This window comes from Streptococcus sp. Marseille-P7375, assembly GCF_902460365.1.
Taxonomy (GTDB): domain Bacteria; phylum Bacillota; class Bacilli; order Lactobacillales; family Streptococcaceae; genus Streptococcus; species Streptococcus cristatus_I.
Genome location: NZ_CABPTR010000001.1, coordinates 129,883 through 147,285, shown reverse-complemented (window position 1 = coordinate 147,285; position 17,403 = coordinate 129,883). Strand labels below are relative to the sequence as shown.

General features: G+C 43.2%; 18 protein-coding genes and 1 other annotated feature (1 of these 19 only partly in view). Of the genes, 5 read left to right on the top strand and 13 right to left on the bottom strand.

What is annotated here, in order from left to right:
- Positions 1–106: 106 nt before the first annotated feature.
- The 3 genes from FZ954_RS00745 (at position 107) to FZ954_RS00735 (ending at position 2,518) form a co-directional block, all read left to right on the top strand.
- The gene (locus FZ954_RS00745) at positions 107–727 is read left to right on the top strand and encodes a CD20-like domain-containing protein (RefSeq protein ID WP_148877621.1); all 621 of its coding nucleotides are present in this window, start codon (positions 107–109) and stop codon (positions 725–727) included.
- A gap of 230 nt (positions 728–957) precedes the next feature.
- A complete protein-coding gene (mnmE, locus tag FZ954_RS00740) occupies positions 958–2,331 on the top strand; it encodes a tRNA uridine-5-carboxymethylaminomethyl(34) synthesis GTPase MnmE (protein WP_148876249.1) in 1,374 nt (457 codons plus the stop codon).
- Between the two features lies 1 nt (position 2,332).
- On the top strand, positions 2,333–2,518 hold the full coding sequence (locus tag FZ954_RS00735; RefSeq protein WP_148876247.1) for a hypothetical protein: 186 nt from the start codon (positions 2,333–2,335) through the stop codon (positions 2,516–2,518).
- Positions 2,519–2,625: 107 nt separating this feature from the next.
- On the opposite strand, the gene FZ954_RS00730 is transcribed toward FZ954_RS00735, so the two are convergent.
- The 3 genes from FZ954_RS00730 to FZ954_RS00720 form a co-directional block, all read right to left on the bottom strand.
- The gene (locus FZ954_RS00730; protein ID WP_125389835.1) at positions 2,626–3,291 is read right to left on the bottom strand and encodes an ABC transporter ATP-binding protein; all 666 of its coding nucleotides are present in this window, start codon (positions 3,289–3,291) and stop codon (positions 2,626–2,628) included.
- Positions 3,292–4,353 carry an ABC transporter permease gene (locus tag FZ954_RS00725; protein WP_187423301.1) on the bottom strand — a complete coding sequence of 354 codons (1,062 nt, stop codon included), beginning with the start codon at positions 4,351–4,353 and terminating at the stop codon, positions 3,292–3,294.
- 254 nt (positions 4,354–4,607) lie between these two features.
- Positions 4,608–5,039: an SP_0198 family lipoprotein gene (locus FZ954_RS00720; RefSeq protein ID WP_148876243.1), complete on the bottom strand. Its 432-nt coding sequence runs from the start codon at positions 5,037–5,039 to the stop codon at positions 4,608–4,610.
- A 233-nt stretch (positions 5,040–5,272) separates the two neighbouring features.
- Here FZ954_RS00720 and FZ954_RS00715 point away from each other — a divergent pair, with 233 nt between their 5' ends.
- Positions 5,273–5,740 carry a GNAT family N-acetyltransferase gene (locus tag FZ954_RS00715; protein ID WP_148876241.1) on the top strand — a complete coding sequence of 156 codons (468 nt, stop codon included), beginning with the start codon at positions 5,273–5,275 and terminating at the stop codon, positions 5,738–5,740.
- A gap of 132 nt (positions 5,741–5,872) precedes the next feature.
- Positions 5,873–7,018, top strand: coding sequence for a cobalamin-independent methionine synthase II family protein (locus tag FZ954_RS00710; RefSeq protein WP_187423300.1), 1,146 nt, complete (start codon positions 5,873–5,875; stop codon positions 7,016–7,018).
- Between the two features lie 124 nt (positions 7,019–7,142).
- Here the strand turns inward: FZ954_RS00710 and FZ954_RS00705 are convergent, their stop codons facing one another.
- From FZ954_RS00705 to trpX, 10 genes are all read right to left on the bottom strand, one after another.
- Positions 7,143–7,970, bottom strand: coding sequence for an alpha/beta fold hydrolase (locus tag FZ954_RS00705; protein WP_148876235.1), 828 nt, complete (start codon positions 7,968–7,970; stop codon positions 7,143–7,145).
- 150 nt (positions 7,971–8,120) lie between these two features.
- Positions 8,121–8,513, bottom strand: a complete 393-nt coding sequence (locus FZ954_RS00700) for a YbgA family protein (protein ID WP_148876232.1) — start codon at positions 8,511–8,513, stop codon at positions 8,121–8,123.
- A gap of 26 nt (positions 8,514–8,539) precedes the next feature.
- Positions 8,540–9,262, bottom strand: coding sequence for a hypothetical protein (locus tag FZ954_RS00695; protein ID WP_148876229.1), 723 nt, complete (start codon positions 9,260–9,262; stop codon positions 8,540–8,542).
- A 116-nt stretch (positions 9,263–9,378) separates the two neighbouring features.
- On the bottom strand, positions 9,379–11,784 hold the full coding sequence (gene pheT / locus FZ954_RS00690; RefSeq protein WP_148877619.1) for a phenylalanine--tRNA ligase subunit beta: 2,406 nt from the start codon (positions 11,782–11,784) through the stop codon (positions 9,379–9,381).
- Positions 11,785–11,926: 142 nt separating this feature from the next.
- Positions 11,927–12,439 carry a GNAT family N-acetyltransferase gene (locus tag FZ954_RS00685; protein ID WP_148876226.1) on the bottom strand — a complete coding sequence of 171 codons (513 nt, stop codon included), beginning with the start codon at positions 12,437–12,439 and terminating at the stop codon, positions 11,927–11,929.
- A 167-nt stretch (positions 12,440–12,606) separates the two neighbouring features.
- Positions 12,607–13,653, bottom strand: a complete 1,047-nt coding sequence (gene pheS, locus FZ954_RS00680) for a phenylalanine--tRNA ligase subunit alpha (RefSeq protein ID WP_148876224.1) — start codon at positions 13,651–13,653, stop codon at positions 12,607–12,609.
- Positions 13,654–13,938: 285 nt separating this feature from the next.
- Complete coding sequence (locus FZ954_RS00675; protein WP_187423299.1) at positions 13,939–14,673, bottom strand: ABC transporter permease; 735 nt, start codon at positions 14,671–14,673, stop codon at positions 13,939–13,941.
- Positions 14,670–15,419 carry an ABC transporter ATP-binding protein gene (locus FZ954_RS00670; RefSeq protein ID WP_187423298.1) on the bottom strand — a complete coding sequence of 250 codons (750 nt, stop codon included), beginning with the start codon at positions 15,417–15,419 and terminating at the stop codon, positions 14,670–14,672. The genes FZ954_RS00675 and FZ954_RS00670 overlap by 4 nt, the downstream gene beginning before the upstream one ends.
- Before the next feature lie 220 nt (positions 15,420–15,639).
- Positions 15,640–15,939 (bottom strand): AbrB/MazE/SpoVT family DNA-binding domain-containing protein, encoded by a 300-nt coding sequence (locus FZ954_RS00665; protein ID WP_125332087.1) that lies wholly within the window; start codon positions 15,937–15,939, stop codon positions 15,640–15,642.
- A 111-nt stretch (positions 15,940–16,050) separates the two neighbouring features.
- Positions 16,051–17,058, bottom strand: coding sequence for a tryptophan ABC transporter substrate-binding protein (gene trpX / locus FZ954_RS00660; RefSeq protein WP_148876215.1), 1,008 nt, complete (start codon positions 17,056–17,058; stop codon positions 16,051–16,053).
- A gap of 124 nt (positions 17,059–17,182) precedes the next feature.
- Positions 17,183–17,403, bottom strand: a binding site (T-box leader) (it continues 12 nt past the right edge of the window).

Here is a 17,403-nt window from a genome sequence, read left to right as displayed (position 1 = left end):
ATCTTGCTCCTAGTTCTATTTTACGTTACAATGAAGATAGGTAAATTACTAAAAGAAATACATATTTAAAGTAGTAAACTATAGAAAATCTGAGGAGGTTGTTATGATGCAACAAGAAAATAAAGTTTTAGGTATTTTAGCCATTGTCTTTGGAGCAATCGCTTTACTTGGCTCCTGGATACCAATCATCAATTATCTATCTTTTTTTATCGGTACTATCGCTCTTATCCTGGCTATTATCGGTCTCATTATTAACCAAAAGAAACCGAGAACTTTGGCCATTATTGGTTCTGTCATTTCCTTTTTCTCCTTAATCATCGCACTGGTCACTCAATCATTCTATTCCCGTATGTTCAATGAAATGGGAAAAAGATTTGATACTCTTTCGAGCTCTTATCGTTCCTATATTGATTCGTCAGAAAGAGAAGAAGAAAAGGAAAAGGAAAAAGAAGAAAGTACGACGTTTACATGGACAAAAGCAGAATTTGATGCACTCAAAGAGGGCGATATTTTGAAAAAGGGTGCAGGCGGAACAAAATACGATGACGTCATTCGCGACCACGGCAAACCAACTGACGAAACTACTTCCACTGTCAGCGGCTCTGAAATAAAAACCATCACCTACTTACCAGGAGGAAGCAAATATCAAGCCGTCATCCTGACTTTTTCAAAAAACGAAGACGGTTCTTTCCTACTGACTAGCAAGATAGGAACAGGTTTAGAATAACATAAATTTCCTACCCGACAGCTGTTTTTCTTTTATGAATATTTGTAAAATTAAGGAAGAAACTCTAGCCGTCAGTCGCATTTTACTAAGGCACAAGGATTTAACTACCGCTTTCCCATTATACCTATTAATTGATGCAAAGCAAGGACAAAATGATGCACAAATCTCAAAAACTTTTTGGATGAATTTGAGACAGATGTTTGCAAAATAGATTTTCAGAAAGGATATACATGATAACACGAGAATTTGATACCATCGCTGCGATTTCTACCCCTCTTGGGGAAGGAGCCATCGGTATCGTCAGACTAAGCGGGACGGACAGCTTTGCTATTGCAAAAAAAATCTTTAAAGGCAAGGATTTAAGCAAAGTGGCCAGCCACACACTCAACTACGGGCATATCGTTGACCCTCAAAATCAGGAGATTCTAGATGAGGTCATGGTCGGCGCTATGCGCTCTCCCAAGACCTTCACGCGCGAGGATATCATCGAGATCAACACCCACGGCGGAATTGCGGTTACCAATGAAATCCTGCAGCTGGCTATCCGCGAGGGGGCTAGACTGGCAGAACCTGGTGAGTTTACCAAGCGGGCCTTTCTCAATGGGCGTGTGGATTTGACTCAGGCCGAGGCCGTCATGGACATCATCCGGGCCAAGACAGATAAAGCTATGAACAATGCTGTCAAACAGCTGGACGGCTCTCTCTCCGACCTTATCAATAGCACCCGCCAGGAAATCCTCAACACACTGGCTCAGGTCGAGGTCAACATCGACTATCCTGAGTACGACGATGTTGAGGAAGCAACGACAGAAATCATTCGTGAAAAAACACTTGAATTCGAGCAACTTCTGACCCATCTCCTCAAAACTGCTCGACGCGGCAAGATTCTTCGCGAAGGGATTTCGACTGCTATCATCGGTCGACCTAATGTCGGCAAATCCAGCCTGCTCAACAATCTTCTGCGCGAGGACAAGGCTATTGTGACCGATATCGAGGGGACAACTCGTGATGTGATCGAGGAGTATGTCAATATCAACGGCGTACCGCTTAAGCTCATTGATACTGCAGGGATTCGGGAAACGGATGATCTTGTTGAGCAGATTGGCGTGGAGCGCTCTAAAAAAGCCTTACAGGAAGCTGACTTGGTTCTCTTGGTTCTCAATGCCAGCGAGCCTCTGACTAACCAAGACCGCCAATTACTTGAAATCAGCCAAGACAGCAATCGCATCGTCCTACTGAACAAGACCGACCTTGAAGAAAAGATTGAGCTAGACCAGCTGCCGACTGATGCTATCAAGATATCCGTTCTTCACAATCAAAATATTGATAAAATCGAGGATCGCATCAATCAGCTCTTCTTTGAGAATGCTGGAATTGTCGAGCAAGACGCCACCTACCTGTCCAATGCCCGTCACATCTCTCTCATCGAAAAGGCTGTCGAAAGCCTGCAAGCCGTCAATCAGGGACTGGAACTAGGCATGCCTGTGGATCTCCTCCAAGTCGATTTGACCCGCACTTGGGAAATCCTTGGTGAAATCACTGGTGACGCCGCACCAGACGAACTCATCACCCAACTCTTCAGCCAATTCTGCCTAGGAAAATAATATGGGAATCACAGAGTTTATCAAAGCAAAAAATCTAGGCGAATACTTAGAAAGTCGAAAGAACGGGCAAGTCAGAGAGCGCATCCGAAAACGTAGCTGGCTGGAGGTTCTCCTCCACAAAGCCCGTACTACCAAAATAAATCCTGAAAATCATCAAAAAATGAAGAATACGAAACACGGTTCTTGAAAAACAGAACCGTGTTTGTTTGTCTATTCAATCTAACTGAATATTTGCCTAATCATGAAGCGAGGCACTCTCCTTGTCCCAAACTATTTTTTTGTTTGGCTACATCTTCATCGGACTTGAGTCAGCACTCCGTCTTGCATTTCATAGACCTTGTCAACCTCGTCCAGTAGGCGGGTATCATGGGTAATCATGACCACACTCTTGTTGAATTTTTGAGTCACTTCTTTAAGTAGATGGACCACGCGCTTAGCCCGCTCTGTATCCAGACTAGCTGTCGGCTCATCAGCCAAGATAATATCTGGGCTATTGTAAAGCGCTCTAGCGATAGCAGCTCTCTGCCGTTCTCCGCCGGACAATTCTTTGGGATACTGCTTGAGCGTGTCTTTTAGATCTAGCAGCTCAATCAAACTGTCCAGATCTGTCCTTTCCTTTTTAGATAAGCGGTCAATCAACTGGAACTGGTCTTCGATTTTCAAAAAAGGTATGAGATTGGAAGCCTGCAAAATAAAGCCGAAATCATTGAAACGCAGGGCTGCCCTTTCCTTTTCCTTAAGCTGGGAGGTATCTTTCCCACGTAGGAGAATCTGTCCTTTTGAAGGAGTTTGCAAATGCCCTAGCAAGGTCAGAAAAGTTGTTTTACCCGAGCCTGATGGCCCAATAATAGCTACAAACTGCCCTGCTTCCAGTTGGAAATCAGTTGGTTTCAGGGCTTGGACCAGCGTATGCCCCTGGCCATATTCTTTTGTAACTCCTTTTAGTTCTATGATTGACATTTACTCACCTCCGATCGCTGTGATAGGGTCAATTTTCAGAACCCGGTGAATGGACAAGAGCCCGCCGGCCAGCGACATGAAAACAATCAGGACAATCAAGCCAGCATAAGCTCTCCAATCACTGTAAAAAGGCATAGAAGCCGGCAAGACTAGCTGGGTTCCCAAGAGAGCCAAGACAGCTAAGCTGATTCCCAGAGTGGATAGGATGAAAATCTGCCAGAAAATAGAAGCAATAATCTTCCCACTGGCAATCCCTTGGGCACGCATAATACCGTAAAGTTGGGTCTTCTGAATGGTGATAATGTACATGAAAATCCCCAATACTAAAAAGGTAATCAGAACCATGGCCCCAATCATAAAGGAAAAAGTCAGAACCTGAGGCTGATAACCAGGGATATTTTCTATAAAATCACTCATAGAAAGCTGACTGAGCCCTGTTTCTTCAATTTTTTGACTATCTTTGACCACAAGTGCACTGATATTCTTAACCTGACTAGAGCCGTACTTTAATTCCCTGAAATCATCTAGATCCATAAAAATTACAGGTTGCGTAAAGAAGCTATTATCCTCTGTGAAACCAACAACCTGATAGAGGCGCTCACTGCCATTGAGCTGAAGCTGGTCGCCTAGTTTCACACCTTTTTGCTGGAGGCGCTTATCCGCAATGACTTCATAAGCAGTCTCAGCAGGACGTCCCTCAATAATGTCAGGCGCTAGAAAACTATCCCAAGAGAGACCAAAAACCTGAGCATTGATTTTATCAGTGCCATCTTCATAATTGGCCACTGCTGACGTTTGTCCCAAAGCAGCGATTAAGTCCCCTTGAAGCAGGCGGCTGTACTCCTCTTCCTTGAGAGTAGAAGCGATTAGATTCTTATTGGCGTACTCCGACAAGACGATCGACTCAGCCTGCCATTGGTCCAGAGCCAAGCGATTGAGCCTAGCCAAACCGACGGAAAGACTAGATAAAAAGAAAACCATATAGGTAATGAGAAAGACCACAGCAACCACTAAACGATAGCGTCCACGGCTGTAGACAATCTCTTTAAAAGCTAAAAACAAAGCTGTCCTCCTTTGAGATATTAAAGATCATTATATCATAAAGAAGCAAGCTAGAAAAACATATGAGACTAATAATGACTAGATTCAGGCGAAAATCACTAAGTCGTATAGCGATTCCCTAAATAAGAAACATTCCTTGAAAGAAATTCATAAAATAAAAAGAAACAAGGGCTTCAGTTCATATACTGAAACCGTTCTTGTTTCTTTTTCTTTACGCTTCGTACACTCTTTTTCTGAGCAGATTGAGAATCGGCTTATTGCTTGCTAAAGGTCAGAGTGTCTGGATCATCATCTAGTTCATCCACAATCAGCTGATTGCCATTTTGTCGGTAACTTTTGACATCGTCACCGACAATTAGTCTCTGCTTCGCTGCATCTACTTGTACCTGTTTGATTTCCTTACTGCCATCGACCTCGGTCTCAGTCCAAGTACCAGTCGAACCATTGATTTCTAGGACATGCTGGTCTCCATCATGGTCAGTTGCTTGGTAGCGTCCGTTTAGATTGCTGGTCTGACCTGCATTGGATGAAGAAGTCTGTTCTTGCGTAGGCTGTGATGTTTGGCTTTGGGTATTTTGTGATGAGTTAGCATTTCCTCCCTGATTAGCATTGCCTGAACAAGCAGTCAATAAAACTGCGACTGTTAATGATAAGATTCCAGTAAAGGCTTTTTTCGAAATAGTCATAGTGTTTCCTCCTTTTTTCTACATTTGTAGTTTATAATTATATTCTACAATTGTCTGTTTTTTGTCAAGAAAAAGCAGTTTTTATTATAAGGAAAATACATATAAAGGAAATGACGCACTCTGATTGACATTTGCTATTTAGATGCTACTTGTTCTCTTAGTCTTTCCGAGCTCGCTTGACAAAATAGTTCCCTGTCGTATAATGATTCTATGAACGATAAAAGTAGAAAATTATGCCAATCAGAAAAGCCCAAGTCAGAGATATTCCTGCACTCCAAGAACTCCTTCAGCAAATCCTGCTTGTCCACCATCAGGCTCGTCCAGACATTTTCAAGGCCAAGGGAAGCAAGTTTAGCAATGAAGAATTAGAGAAGATTCTGGAGCAAGAGTCCACCCCTATTTTCGTCTTTGAAAATGAAGCTGGAGAAATCCTCGGTCACCTCTTTTGCTCCATCAAGGAACCTGTCAGTCCTATACTCAATCCCATCAAGACACTTTTTATCGAGGACTTATGTGTAGATGGGAAAGCCAGAGGGCAAAAGGTTGGCGAACAGCTTTATCGCTTTGCGGAAAACTATGCTCGGGAAATCGGTTGCTATAATCTGACTCTCAATGCTTGGAACGACAATGTCGGAGCCCTACGATTCTATGAGCGGTTAGGGCTTCAGCCTCAGGAAACAGTGATGGAGAAGATACTTTGATTTTGAAAGACAAATTCCAGGAAGCGCTAGCAATAGTTTTCGACTATACCCTACCAGCAGAATTAACTATTTTATTTGCCGAGGGATTTTCGATACAATAGACCATAATCCCTAATGAAAGTGAGAAATCTTATGACAAAATCAAAATTTCAACTGGTTGGATCACTTCTGCGCCCAGAAAATCTGCGCCAGTATAAGACAGAAATTGAGCATCGCGATGATATTCAATACCCATTCTACGACAGCTTCCCAGGCTACCATGAGACGGAGACTGCAGACATCAAGGAGATTATCGCTGAGCAAAAGGCTAAGGGAATTGACATCCTGACGGATGGAGAATACTCCAAGTCCATGTGGCATCTGGACTTTGTTTGGGGACTTAAGGGAATCGAGCGCTACATTGCTGACCACGGCTATACCTTTAAGGACCACGACGGCGGGCAATATGAGACTCGGAAAGATATTGGTATCCGCATCACAGCACCACTCTCTGGTAAAAACCATCACTTTATCGAGATTTATAAGCTAGTCAAGGAAGAGGCTGCTGGTGACGATACCAAGCTGACTGTCTGGGGACCTGCCCATGCTTATACTGAGTTAGCTGTCTTTGACCGCTTGGCAGGACCGGGACAAGTTTATGAGTCCAATGAAGACTTGAAAAAAGGCTTGATTCAAGCCTACAAAGAGTTTTTGGACGACTATAAGGCTGCTGGCGGACAGATTATCCAGTTTGACGACTGCCTCTGGGAACTCTTTGACGAGTCCAATCCTGCTAGCTTCTTTGCGGAGGGCAATGCTAGTCTTGCTGACCTGGCAGACGAGTTTGTTGCTATTAATAACGAAGTCATAGACTACGCTCATGAGCTAGGATTGACTGTATGGACCCACAACTGCCGTGGTAACTACGAAAGCCGCTCTGCTGCCGAGGGTACCTACGAAGCTATCGCGGAAAAATTCCTGCGCGACCAACACTATGATCGCTACTTCCTAGAGTGGGACAGCGATGTAGCTGGTGATGTATCAGCCCTAGCAGCTTTGAAGGACAAGAATGCGGAAGTCGTTTTAGGACTGCTCTCTAGTAAGACGAAAGGCTTGGATGATGAAAAGCGTGTCCTAGACCTCCTCGAGAAAGCAGCAACCGTTCTACCCAAAGATCGTCTCCTGCTCTCCCACCAATGCGGCTTCGCCTCTTGTGACTCTGGAAACGAACTCACCATTGAGCAACAATGGGCCAAAATTAAACAAGGCCAAGAAATCGCCCAGAAATTCTGGGGATAATAAGCAAAAAAAGCGGTGTGACCGCTTTTTTCTATGATTTTAAGATCAATTTTAGGCTGAATTAGATTTCTTTGATGAACTCCAGTTTCATCTGCATCTGTTCAACATATTAAATCTTGTAGTATCAGGAAAGTTCAATTCGCTTGAGCCAATTTTCGACCAAGGCCGTAAAGAGAGCCTCTTGATCTATCTGTGCATTGTGGCCAGCAAGATCCATTACAGCATGAGTTGCCCTTGGATAATAGTGAGACAGCTGGGCTAACTGCTGGAAGCCCACGACTTGGTCCTGCTTTCCTGCTATAAAAAGGCTGGGCTTGTCATAGCTCTTTTCCTGTATCCCTTGATCCACTTCAAACGAAAAAGCATAGTTTTCTTGCAGCTTTTGGACAAAGGGAGCATTCATCATCTGAAGCCCTGCTAGGATTTCTTTTGCAAACCGTTGATAAGTTTCTTTAGTCTGTAAAATCGCTAAATCAACGAAATCTTCGCTTTTGCCTGCTATATCAAAACCTGCCTCACTAATTAGCAGGCTGTCTTTTGGCAGAATTCTTTCTTGCGGATTGGGTATAACTACTGGACAAATAAGCAGCAAACCATCAATCTCCGACCTTTTCTTAGCCAAAATTCCTCTAGCAAGATAGCCACCATAAGACTCTCCAGCTAAGAGAAAGGAGTGTCCGCTGATTACAGTCTCTATAAAGTTCAAGAGCATCTCTAAAATCGCATCTGCACTTGCAAAAGCAGGATTGGCATCAGACCTACCCATGCCAGGCAAATCTAAATAAATCCTTTTATAGTCAGCATGTTTCTCAAAAATAGGTTCCAAACATCCTTCCATCAATTCAGATGAACAGCCCAAACCATGAATTGCCAAGACTGGCTTTCCTTGACCAATCACTTTATAATATAATTTATTTCCCTGATAAGTAAAAAACATTATTTCTCCAATCATACCTTAAAGACACGTTTTGCTTGAGGTGGAGCCTTTATCGAAACCAGTCAAAATAATATTGTTTATGAGACTAACAAATTATTCTTATCATCTACACCCCTCAAAGCTACTAGACGAGCAAGCTTACTCTTTCACCTTGATTTCAGAGCTTCATGTCTCATCCCCAAATAACAAAGTCGATTTTTGCAGATATGGATTGGGATACTTGACTAGCAAGTCACTTACAGCTCTTACCAAGTCTTTTTTCTCAGCCTGTCCGGATTGGTAACGAAGCAAAAGTAGCATAAAATCTTCTTTTTCAGCTGGGCTGGCTTTTTTCTTAAAATAGCCCCAAACATGCTGAAAGGCATTGCAGACCTGACCTCGGTTTTCTGGTAGGGCTACCGCTTGGTCAATTAAGTCTTGAACATGTGCTGCTTCCACCGAGTCGCTTTTCAGATATTGGCGGATTTCCAGATAGATCTTACTGGAATGACTGAGCACCTGATATTTATTTCTAGCCCAAAGAGTCTGACATTGGGATATTTGGTTTGAATTTTCCATGATTAATATTCCTACAATCTTTCCTTTTATTCCGGAAAAATCCATTCAATATGCGGAGCTCGTTTACTGATTTCTTTATAAATGGTATTGAAATCAGCATCAACAAGATCATTCAAGTCAATCTCTTCCAATGTTTTTCCTTCTTCGTCTTTAAAATAAAGTATACGATAAGTTGATCTCGAATTTTTAGAATAAGCACGTCTAATTTCATACTCGATTTGCTTAATATTTGTTAAATCAATGTGATTTATATCTTGGAAAACAGAGGGTTTAACATCAATCTTATCATCAGAAATGGTAAAAGCTGCAGGCTCATGAGCCTTCTTATAAGCCGAAACACCTAAAATAGTAACTATAACACCTGCACCAATTAGAATTGGGCCCACATATTCATTATTTTGATTGAGAATTTCTTGCTCAGATTCCTTTTCTCTTCGGATAGAATCCTGTTCGGACTTTAATTGTTTATTATAGGTCTCTACAAAAGCTTGCAGTCTTTTTTGCTCTTCTTCTGGTGTTTCATTCTCAGGTGCAAAATCCGAATTAACCAAGTTTTTGGCTTTTTCAATAGTCATTGGGCTTTCATTCAACCTTGCTTCTTTTCGTTTAGATTCTAGCTGTTCTAAGCTATCACTGTGGTTCCCACCACTACTATTTGGTGATTGCATTACCCCAATGAATATGAAGGTTCCAATAATAACAATAATAATAGCTACAATTTCAGCTGCATAACTTCTTTTATATTCCATTAAAATATTCTTTCTGTAAAATCTTTATTGGGACTAGAATACCATAAATTAGGCATTTTATAAAGTATCATTTTATTAAAGAAGCAGCCCTTAAGGACTGCTTCTCTTTGTATATACTAGCGCACTTCTGCTCCAACATTTTCTTCCAAGGATTTTTGGATTTTTTCCATGTATTTAGCCACTTCATCATCGGTTAGGCTGTCTTCTGGATTTTGGAAGGTCAGTGTGTAGGCCATAGACTTGAGGCCAACACCTAATTTTTCACCAGAGAAGATATCGAAGAGCTTGATATCCGTCAAACGTTTCACTCCGGCAGCTTGAATCGCTTCCACCACCTGTCTATGGCTGATCTCTGCTTTGAGCAACAGGGCCACATCGCGAGTAACAGCTGGGAATTTGGTGATTTCTACAAAAGGCTGTTCTGGCTCAAGACTCGCCTCAATAGCCGTCAGATTAAGCTCTGCCACATAGGTTTCTGGGATATCATAAGCCTTGGCCGTCACTGGATGAACCTGCCCCACATAGCCCACTGACTGACCCTTGATCGAAATCAGCGCTGTCCGACCTGGATGCAGACTCTTAAGCTGGTTAGTTGCTTGATAATCAGCTGCTAATCCTAGACGGTCAAAGAGCGCTTCAACCACACCCTTAGCGTAGAAGAAGTCCACAGGAGTCGCTGGCGTTTGGAAATCTTTTTCACTTACCAAGCCAGTTAGGGCAAAGGCAAAGCTATTGATTTCATTAGGCAATTCTTCCTTCGGATTGCCTGTTTGTTCAAAGATTTTCCCAATTTCATACAGGGCCAAGTCCTTATTTTTACGAGCAACATTGTAGCTGACAGTATCCAGCATGCCTGAGAGCATATTTTGGCGGAGAACACTGCGCTCCCTTGTCATAGGCCACATAAGCTCCGTCAGATTTGTAGGATTAAGCGTAAATTCGACAGCTTTTTCTGGCGTGGTCAAGGCATAGGAAATAATCTCTGTCAGCCCTGCTCCTTCAGCCACCGTCCGAACCTTGCGACGTAGCTTCTGAGTGGCCGTCAATTCGCCAGCCGTTCCAGCATCTTGAGGCAGGGAAACTGGCAAGCGGTCATAGCCATAAATACGAGCAATTTCCTCGTAAAGATCTGCTGGAATACTGATATCCCAGCGACGAGCAGGCACGCTGACTGTGAAGAAGTCCGCAGAACCACTGAGGCCAAAGCCTAGTCGACGGAAAATATCTTCAATATCTGCATAAGTCAAATCTGTTCCCAGAACTCGGTTGACATCTGAAAGGCTAGTCGAAACTTGCTTGTCAGTTGTATCTAACTGTCCTGCTTGGACAATACCAGCATGAACAGTTGCACCTGCCAAGTCAGCAATCATGCTAGCAGCAGCATCTAGAGCTTCGGTTACTGTTGCAAGGTTAATCCCTTTTTCAAAGCGTGAAGAAGACTCAGAACGCAAGCCCAGACGACTGCTTGTCTTACGGATTGACTTGCCATCAAAGACAGCTGCTTCCAGAACGACACGGGTAGAGCTACTAGAGATTTCAGTTGCCGCTCCGCCCATGACACCTGCAAGAGCTACTGGCTTATCTGCCACAGTGATGACTAAATCGCCGACTTCTAGTTCACGCTCTTCGCCGTCCAGCGTCACTAGTTTTTCACCAGCACGCGCTTCTCGGACGACAATCTGGTCGCCCTCAAATGTATCCAAATCAAAGGCATGCATGGGCTGACCAAAGTAGAGCAGGATGTAGTTAGTCACGTCCACTACATTGTTAATCGGACGAATTCCTTCGTTCATGAGGAGATTTTGCAACCACTGAGGACTCGGAGCAATGGTCACATTGTCCAAAATGCGAGCTGCATAAAACGGTGCTTTTTCGCTTTCAATGGCAACAGACAAGCTAGCCGCAGCCTCTTTATCCCCTTCAGTCAAAGGAAATTCTTTGAACTGTACTGACTTGTCATAGATGGCAGCCACTTCGTGCGCCACCCCACGCATAGACAAAGCGTCAGCCCGGTTTGGCGTGATGGAAAGCTCGATAATCTCATCATCCAAGTCCAGATAAGAGAAGACTTCCTCACCTGGCACTGCTTCTTCAGGCAGGATTTGAATTCCATCCGCAAATTCCTTTGGCACAACAGAATCCGAAATGCCCAGCTCACCGAGAGAGCAAATCATGCCCAGTGACTCCAAGCCACGGATTTTTCCTTTTTTAATCTTATAATTATCTGCAATGCGAGCGCCTGGTACAGCCACCATAACTTTGATCCCAGCGCGAACATTCGGTGCACCACAGACAATCTGACGAGGCTCGTCTTCACCAACATTGACTTGACAGAGGTGCAGGTGGGTATCTGGAACATCCTCGCAGCTCAGAACTTCTCCGACAACAATTTTCGAAAGACCTTCAGCTGTCGAGCTGACTCCTTCTACTTCAATACCAGTTGTGGACATTTTCTCCGCCAGCTCGGCGCTTGTCACATCCAAATCAACCAGCTCTTTTAACCATTTATAACTAACTAACATATTTATGATTTTACGACCGAGCGGCGCTAGCTTTGATTTCATAGACAAAGCCAGTCCATTCAATTTTCGGTCGTATTTGATTCCTCTCTATAAATTTTCTGTTTCCACTAAAAGCCTAATAAGTAGCGATACTATCGTCTTTTTAGTTTAATTTCTTCCTTAAAAGCCAGTCAATATCGACTGTGTCACCAGTGATATATTCATGCTGGCTAAACCTTTCAAAGCCATATTTAAAGTAAAAATTCTGCGCCTTAAAATTTCTTTCCCAAACACCTAGCCAAGCCCAGCTAAAACCACGTTTTTGGGCTTTTTCTAAGGCAAATTCAAACATTTCCTTGCCCAAGCCGAGGCCCTGATGGGAGGCAAGTACATAAATTCGTTGAATTTCAAAGGAAGCTTCCAACTCCTGCTCTGTCTGAGCCTGACCCCAGTTACACTTGAGAAAACCAGCAATCTTTTGCTCCTCGTCCAGTACAAAATAATGCTCAGACTCAGGATTGGCCAGCTCCTGCTCCAGCCTTTCATGCGCCAGCTCATGGGCAAAATAATGCTCCAAGTCTGCCTGCTTGATGAAAGGACCAAAAGTTTCTTGGTAGGTCTGCACTTCCAAGTCCCGCAAAATATCCAGATCCTCTGGCCGAACTCTAACTAACATAGGGCACTCCTTTCTCAGAAGCGGCTGAGAGCAAGATTCCCAGCTAAAATGGCCTTATAAACAACTAGACTGATGAACACCATTTCCACGCATTTCAAGCTCGCAAATATTGCTAATCAGACTTGTCGTGGTGGAATTGTTCAAATCAAGTCTATTCTACTTCCCTCTTACTTAAATTGCTCTGAAAAGCGCACATCGCCTTGGTAGAAGCCACGAATATCATTGATACCGTAGCGAAGCATAGCCACCCGCTCTTGACCAAGCCCAAAGGCAAAGCCAGAATATTTCTCTGAATCAATGCCACTCATTTTCAAGACACTTGGGTGCACCATTCCAGCTCCCATGATTTCGATCCAGCCAGTCTTCTTGCAGACATTACAGCCAGCACCACCACACTTAAAGCAAGAGACGTCCACTTCGACAGATGGCTCTGTGAATGGGAAGTAAGATGGACGCAAACGAATCTTACGATCCGCACCAAACATTTTTTGAATAATCAGTTGCAAGGTTCCTTGCAAGTCAGCCATAGAGATATTTTCCCCTACGACCAGACCTTCAATTTGGTGAAACTGGTGAGAGTGAGTCGCATCGTCTGTATCACGACGGAAAACACGTCCCGGAGAGATCATCTTGAGTGGCCCTTGGCTAAAGTCATGGGCATCCATCGCACGAGCCTGAACAGGAGAGGTGTGCGTACGCAAGAGAATCTCTTCTGTGATGTAGAAGGTATCCTGCATATCTCGCGCAGGATGGTCTTTAGGCAGGTTCATCCGTTCAAAGTTGTAGTAGTCTGACTCAACCTCGAAACCATCCACGACCTGATAACCCATACCGATAAAGATATCTTCGATTTCCTCACTTGTTTGGGTCAAAATATGGCGATTTCCAGCTGGAATCTTACGACCTGGTAGGGTCACATCCAAGGCGTCATTGGCCAGCTGGGCTGCTACTTTCTGTTCTTCCAAGATTTGAGCTGCTTCTTCAAAGGCTGCATTCAGCACATCGCGCGCTTCATTGACGTGCTTCCCGATAATAGGGCGCATCTCAGCTGAAACATCCTTCATCCCTTTGAGAATCTCAGTAAGACTCCCTTTTTTCCCTAGGACAGATACTTTCAGCTCCTGCATATCCTTAGCGTTTTCCAGAGTAATGGTCTGCAACTGGGCTAAAGTTTCCTCACGCAGACTCTGCAATCGTTCTTCAATTTTTGACATAGTTCCTCCAAAATAAAAACCGCGGTCTCACTCACACCGAAGCGGAGCGTTGACACGCGGTACCATCCGTTTTTTATCTGGCAAGCCAGACCTTAATTACCAATCCCAAAGCAAGTGAATTCGCCTAGCTTTCATCTAGAGAGCTCTCAGTCGCTGGCTCCCCTCCCTGTCAAACTTCCCCTAGGTTACTGGTCTTGCGGATTGCTATTCAATTATAATTCATTCTAACAGATTTCTAAACATTTCGCAAGCTAATCCAGCTGATTTCTACATTGAACTAAACCTCTACCCTTTCATCCTCTTTTTGAAAATCCAGATAGAAGGGATAAAGAATAGGAAAGCATAGAGCAAAACCCAGAACAGATGAGGCAAAAGTGAATTCAAATCTTGAGCCAATGCCAACTGAACAGCCTTTGCTGCATGGGCAAATGGCAAGGCATTGCAAAATACTTCAAAACCACCTCCTATCATCTCAATCGGAAGCACTGCTCCACTGAGAAAAACCGTGGCATTGACAAGAATAGTTCCAAAACCACTGACTGCATTACTGCTAGAGAAAGCTGATCCTAAAAGCAAGCCCAACGAAATAAAGAGCAGAGCTACTGGAATCAAAACCAAGAGGGCGTAAAAAGTTCCCAGATTTAAGGATAAGCCAAAAATCATTGCAGTTGCAAAACTAGCTATGCCCTGTAAAAGAGCCAGAGGCAGAACTGGAATCGAATACCCTAAGATATAATCCACGCTTCTAAGCGGTGTAGATAGCAGCCGCATGAGAAAAGAGCTATTGCGATCCGTGGCCATTAAACTGCCAACAAAAATAGTTAGCCAGGAAGCACCAAACACCATCATACTTGGGGCAAAATTTTCAATAGAAAATATAGCTGGCATACCTTTGAGGCTCTGTTTCATAAGGGACAGGACGATAATCAGAAAGACAGGAAAACCAATTCCCATCAGACTGCTGACATAATCACGCATGATTTCTTTGAAATTACGCTTTGCAAAAATGAAGGCTCTCATGCTAATTCCCCTCCTTCCGTATAGGACAAAAAGGCTTCTTCAAAATCCTTCTTACCAGAAGCTTGGATAATTTCCTCTGCTGTCCCCAAGATCTGCACCACTCCCTTATCCATAATGCAAAGTCGGTCGGCCAAAGCCTCGGCTTCTTCTAGATAATGGGTGGTCAGAATCACTGTAACTTTTCCCTTTAGTTGCTCAATATTCTTCCATAAGTCCCTTCTAGCCCGTACATCCAGCCCCAAGGTCGGTTCGTCCAGAAACAAAATCTTGGGCTGACTGATTAGAGCCATTGCAATACTGAGCTTGCGCTGCCAGCCACCTGACAGGGACTTGGCCCGTTCATGCTGCCTATCCGTCAGTTTAAATGTCTCCATCAGATGCTCTGTCTTTTGCACAGCTTCTTCCTTAGAAAATCCATATAAACGAGCCATCATCTCCAGATTTTCCCTAACTGTCAGCTTGGGAGCAACAGCTGTTTCCTGAGGCGAAACATTAATCATTTCCTTGACAGCACCTTCCTCCTTGCGAACGCTATGACCTAGCATCAGGGCATCTCCTGCTGTCGGTTCAACTAGACAGGACAACATCTTAATCGTTGTTGTCTTCCCCGCACCATTAGAGCCCAGCATGGCAAAGAATTCCCCCTCTTCAATTTTTAGATTCAAACCATCAACAACCGTCTTTGAGCCGTATTGCTTGGTCAAATCCTGCATCTCAACTGCATACATAAGTACATCTCCTTTCATCAGATATGAGAAACTAAAAAACTAAATGTTATTTAAAGATATGATTTTGACATCTAAAGCTAGTCACAACTTATTCATTTAGCTAAAAACAGAGCTATTTTAACTCAATCTCGAAAGACTTTTGTATAATTTGTATAACTCCTTATACTTATTATACGCCTATTCATTAGTAGTAGCAAGTAAAAGCAAAAGAAAAAATCTGCTTAAGCAGATTCCGATTTTATAAATCACTTTTTGAACTTTTGTCTCCATTGAAGGTCTGATTAAATAGATCTTCATAGAGCTCGTAACGCTGGATGGCAATGCCTTGCTGGGCATCTGCAAAGAGGACCAGAGCATCCCCTGGTTGAATTTCAAACATATCTCTCACTTCTTTTGGAATGACAATCTGCCCCTTGGGGCCAACCTTGACCGATCCCATATAGCGGTTTTTTTGAATATCTTCTTCCATTCTTTCTTGACTAACTCCCTTTCCGCTTCTATCTCTTCGTAAAATCCACTGGAGCAAACTGCACTTCATTTGCTCTTCCCATTCACTTGAGTCAATTCTATTATACAACTGCGATAAAGGTTTTACAAGAAGAGACTATCGAGAAAAAGAAGCCTGTCAAGCAACAGACTTCCTTTCTTTCTATTTAATCACTTGTCCCGCTTCTTTGAGGGCATCTTCTGGTACAGTGATACCGAGTTCTTTGGCATTTTTAGTATTGATAACAGATTTACCTTTATCAAAAATATCTACTGCAGTATCAGCAGGCTTGGCACCTTTAAGGACTTTAGCAGCCATTTTACCTGTCGCAACACCGAGGTCATACTGATCTACAACGACAGAGGCAAGACCGCCTTCTTCTACCATGGCCGTCGCACTTGGATAAATCGGTTTCTTAGCTTCTTTATTGCTGGATACAACTGTCGCAAAAGCTGACGCAATGGTATTGTCAATTGGAATCCAGATGGCATCAACCTTGCCAGTCATGACATTCATGGTTGAAGCAATTTCATTGGTTGAAGGAACAGAGTATTCCTCTACCTTAAAGCCTGCCTCTTCAGCCAATTTTTTGAACTCTTCTACCTGAGCTTTAGAGTTGTCTTCACTGCTAGAATAAAGGGCACCGATTGTTTTCACATTTGGCGTCAATTTTTTAATCAGCTCTAGCTGTTGCTTGGCTGGATTGTGGTCAGAAACACCTGTGATATTACCACCTGGCTTTTTCAGATTTTTCACTAGATTTGCTCCGACTGGATCTGTGATAGCTCCCATGACGATAGGCTTGTCCTTAGTAGCCGCAGCTAGTCCTTGCGCAGATGGAGTGGCAATCCCAATCAGCACATCATTGTCATTGGACACCAGCTGCTTACTCATGGTAGAAACCTTGCTCTGATCTCCCTCGGCATTCATAAAGTCAATCTTGATCTTATCGCCCTTGTAGCCTTCCTCAGCTAGACCATCTTGAATTCCCTTGTAAATCAAATCAAGCGAAGGGTGGCTGACATACTGCAAGACACCAACCTTGACTGTTTTACTATCGTCGTCAGTCTTAGATCCGTTGCTCTTTCCACTCAAGCTGGAATAAGCCATTCCACCGATTACCAAAATAGCCAAGAGGCCCAAAATAGTCATTAAACGTTTATTTTTCATATTTTTTCTCCATTTCTTTATTTCATTTTTTCTATTCAATCTCTAGGGACGCCATCGTTTAAACATAGGCAATTCTCCTTGTTTTTTTATAATAAGTAACAAAAAACCTCACACAGGTATTCTGTGTGAGGGCGTAAATCGCGGTGCCACCTCAATTATGGAAATAGATAGTATTCTCCATATCTCTGTCTTGTCATCAAACAAGCTGCACTGTAAGGTGTGCCTACCGAATTCTTATTGTTTCAAATTCATTTTATCCATTAGCCCAATTTCGTAAAGATTTGCTGCTCGTTTCCACCAACCACAAGCTCGCTAAAAACAAATGCATCTACTACTTTTCTAATT

Bases quoted from the DNA above. Each gene is read 5' to 3' on its own strand.
- FZ954_RS00745 (WP_148877621.1), top strand. From the start codon at position 107: ATGCAACAAGAAAATAAAGTTTTAGGTATTTTAGCCATTGTCTTTGGA.
- mnmE (WP_148876249.1), top strand. From the start codon at position 958: ATGATAACACGAGAATTTGATACCATCGCTGCGATTTCTACCCCTCTT.
- FZ954_RS00735 (WP_148876247.1), top strand. From the start codon at position 2,333: ATGGGAATCACAGAGTTTATCAAAGCAAAAAATCTAGGCGAATACTTA.
- FZ954_RS00730 (WP_125389835.1), bottom strand. From the start codon at position 3,291: ATGTCAATCATAGAACTAAAAGGAGTTACAAAAGAATATGGCCAGGGG.
- FZ954_RS00720 (WP_148876243.1), bottom strand. From the start codon at position 5,039: ATGACTATTTCGAAAAAAGCCTTTACTGGAATCTTATCATTAACAGTC.
- FZ954_RS00715 (WP_148876241.1), top strand. From the start codon at position 5,273: ATGCCAATCAGAAAAGCCCAAGTCAGAGATATTCCTGCACTCCAAGAA.
- FZ954_RS00710 (WP_187423300.1), top strand. From the start codon at position 5,873: ATGACAAAATCAAAATTTCAACTGGTTGGATCACTTCTGCGCCCAGAA.
- FZ954_RS00705 (WP_148876235.1), bottom strand. From the start codon at position 7,970: ATGATTGGAGAAATAATGTTTTTTACTTATCAGGGAAATAAATTATAT.
- FZ954_RS00700 (WP_148876232.1), bottom strand. From the start codon at position 8,513: ATGGAAAATTCAAACCAAATATCCCAATGTCAGACTCTTTGGGCTAGA.
- FZ954_RS00695 (WP_148876229.1), bottom strand. From the start codon at position 9,262: ATGGAATATAAAAGAAGTTATGCAGCTGAAATTGTAGCTATTATTATT.
- pheT (WP_148877619.1), bottom strand. From the start codon at position 11,784: ATGTTAGTTAGTTATAAATGGTTAAAAGAGCTGGTTGATTTGGATGTG.
- FZ954_RS00685 (WP_148876226.1), bottom strand. From the start codon at position 12,439: ATGTTAGTTAGAGTTCGGCCAGAGGATCTGGATATTTTGCGGGACTTG.
- pheS (WP_148876224.1), bottom strand. From the start codon at position 13,653: ATGTCAAAAATTGAAGAACGATTGCAGAGTCTGCGTGAGGAAACTTTA.
- FZ954_RS00675 (WP_187423299.1), bottom strand. From the start codon at position 14,673: ATGAGAGCCTTCATTTTTGCAAAGCGTAATTTCAAAGAAATCATGCGT.
- FZ954_RS00670 (WP_187423298.1), bottom strand. From the start codon at position 15,419: ATGAAAGGAGATGTACTTATGTATGCAGTTGAGATGCAGGATTTGACC.
- FZ954_RS00665 (WP_125332087.1), bottom strand. From the start codon at position 15,939: ATGAAGTGCAGTTTGCTCCAGTGGATTTTACGAAGAGATAGAAGCGGA.
- trpX (WP_148876215.1), bottom strand. From the start codon at position 17,058: ATGAAAAATAAACGTTTAATGACTATTTTGGGCCTCTTGGCTATTTTG.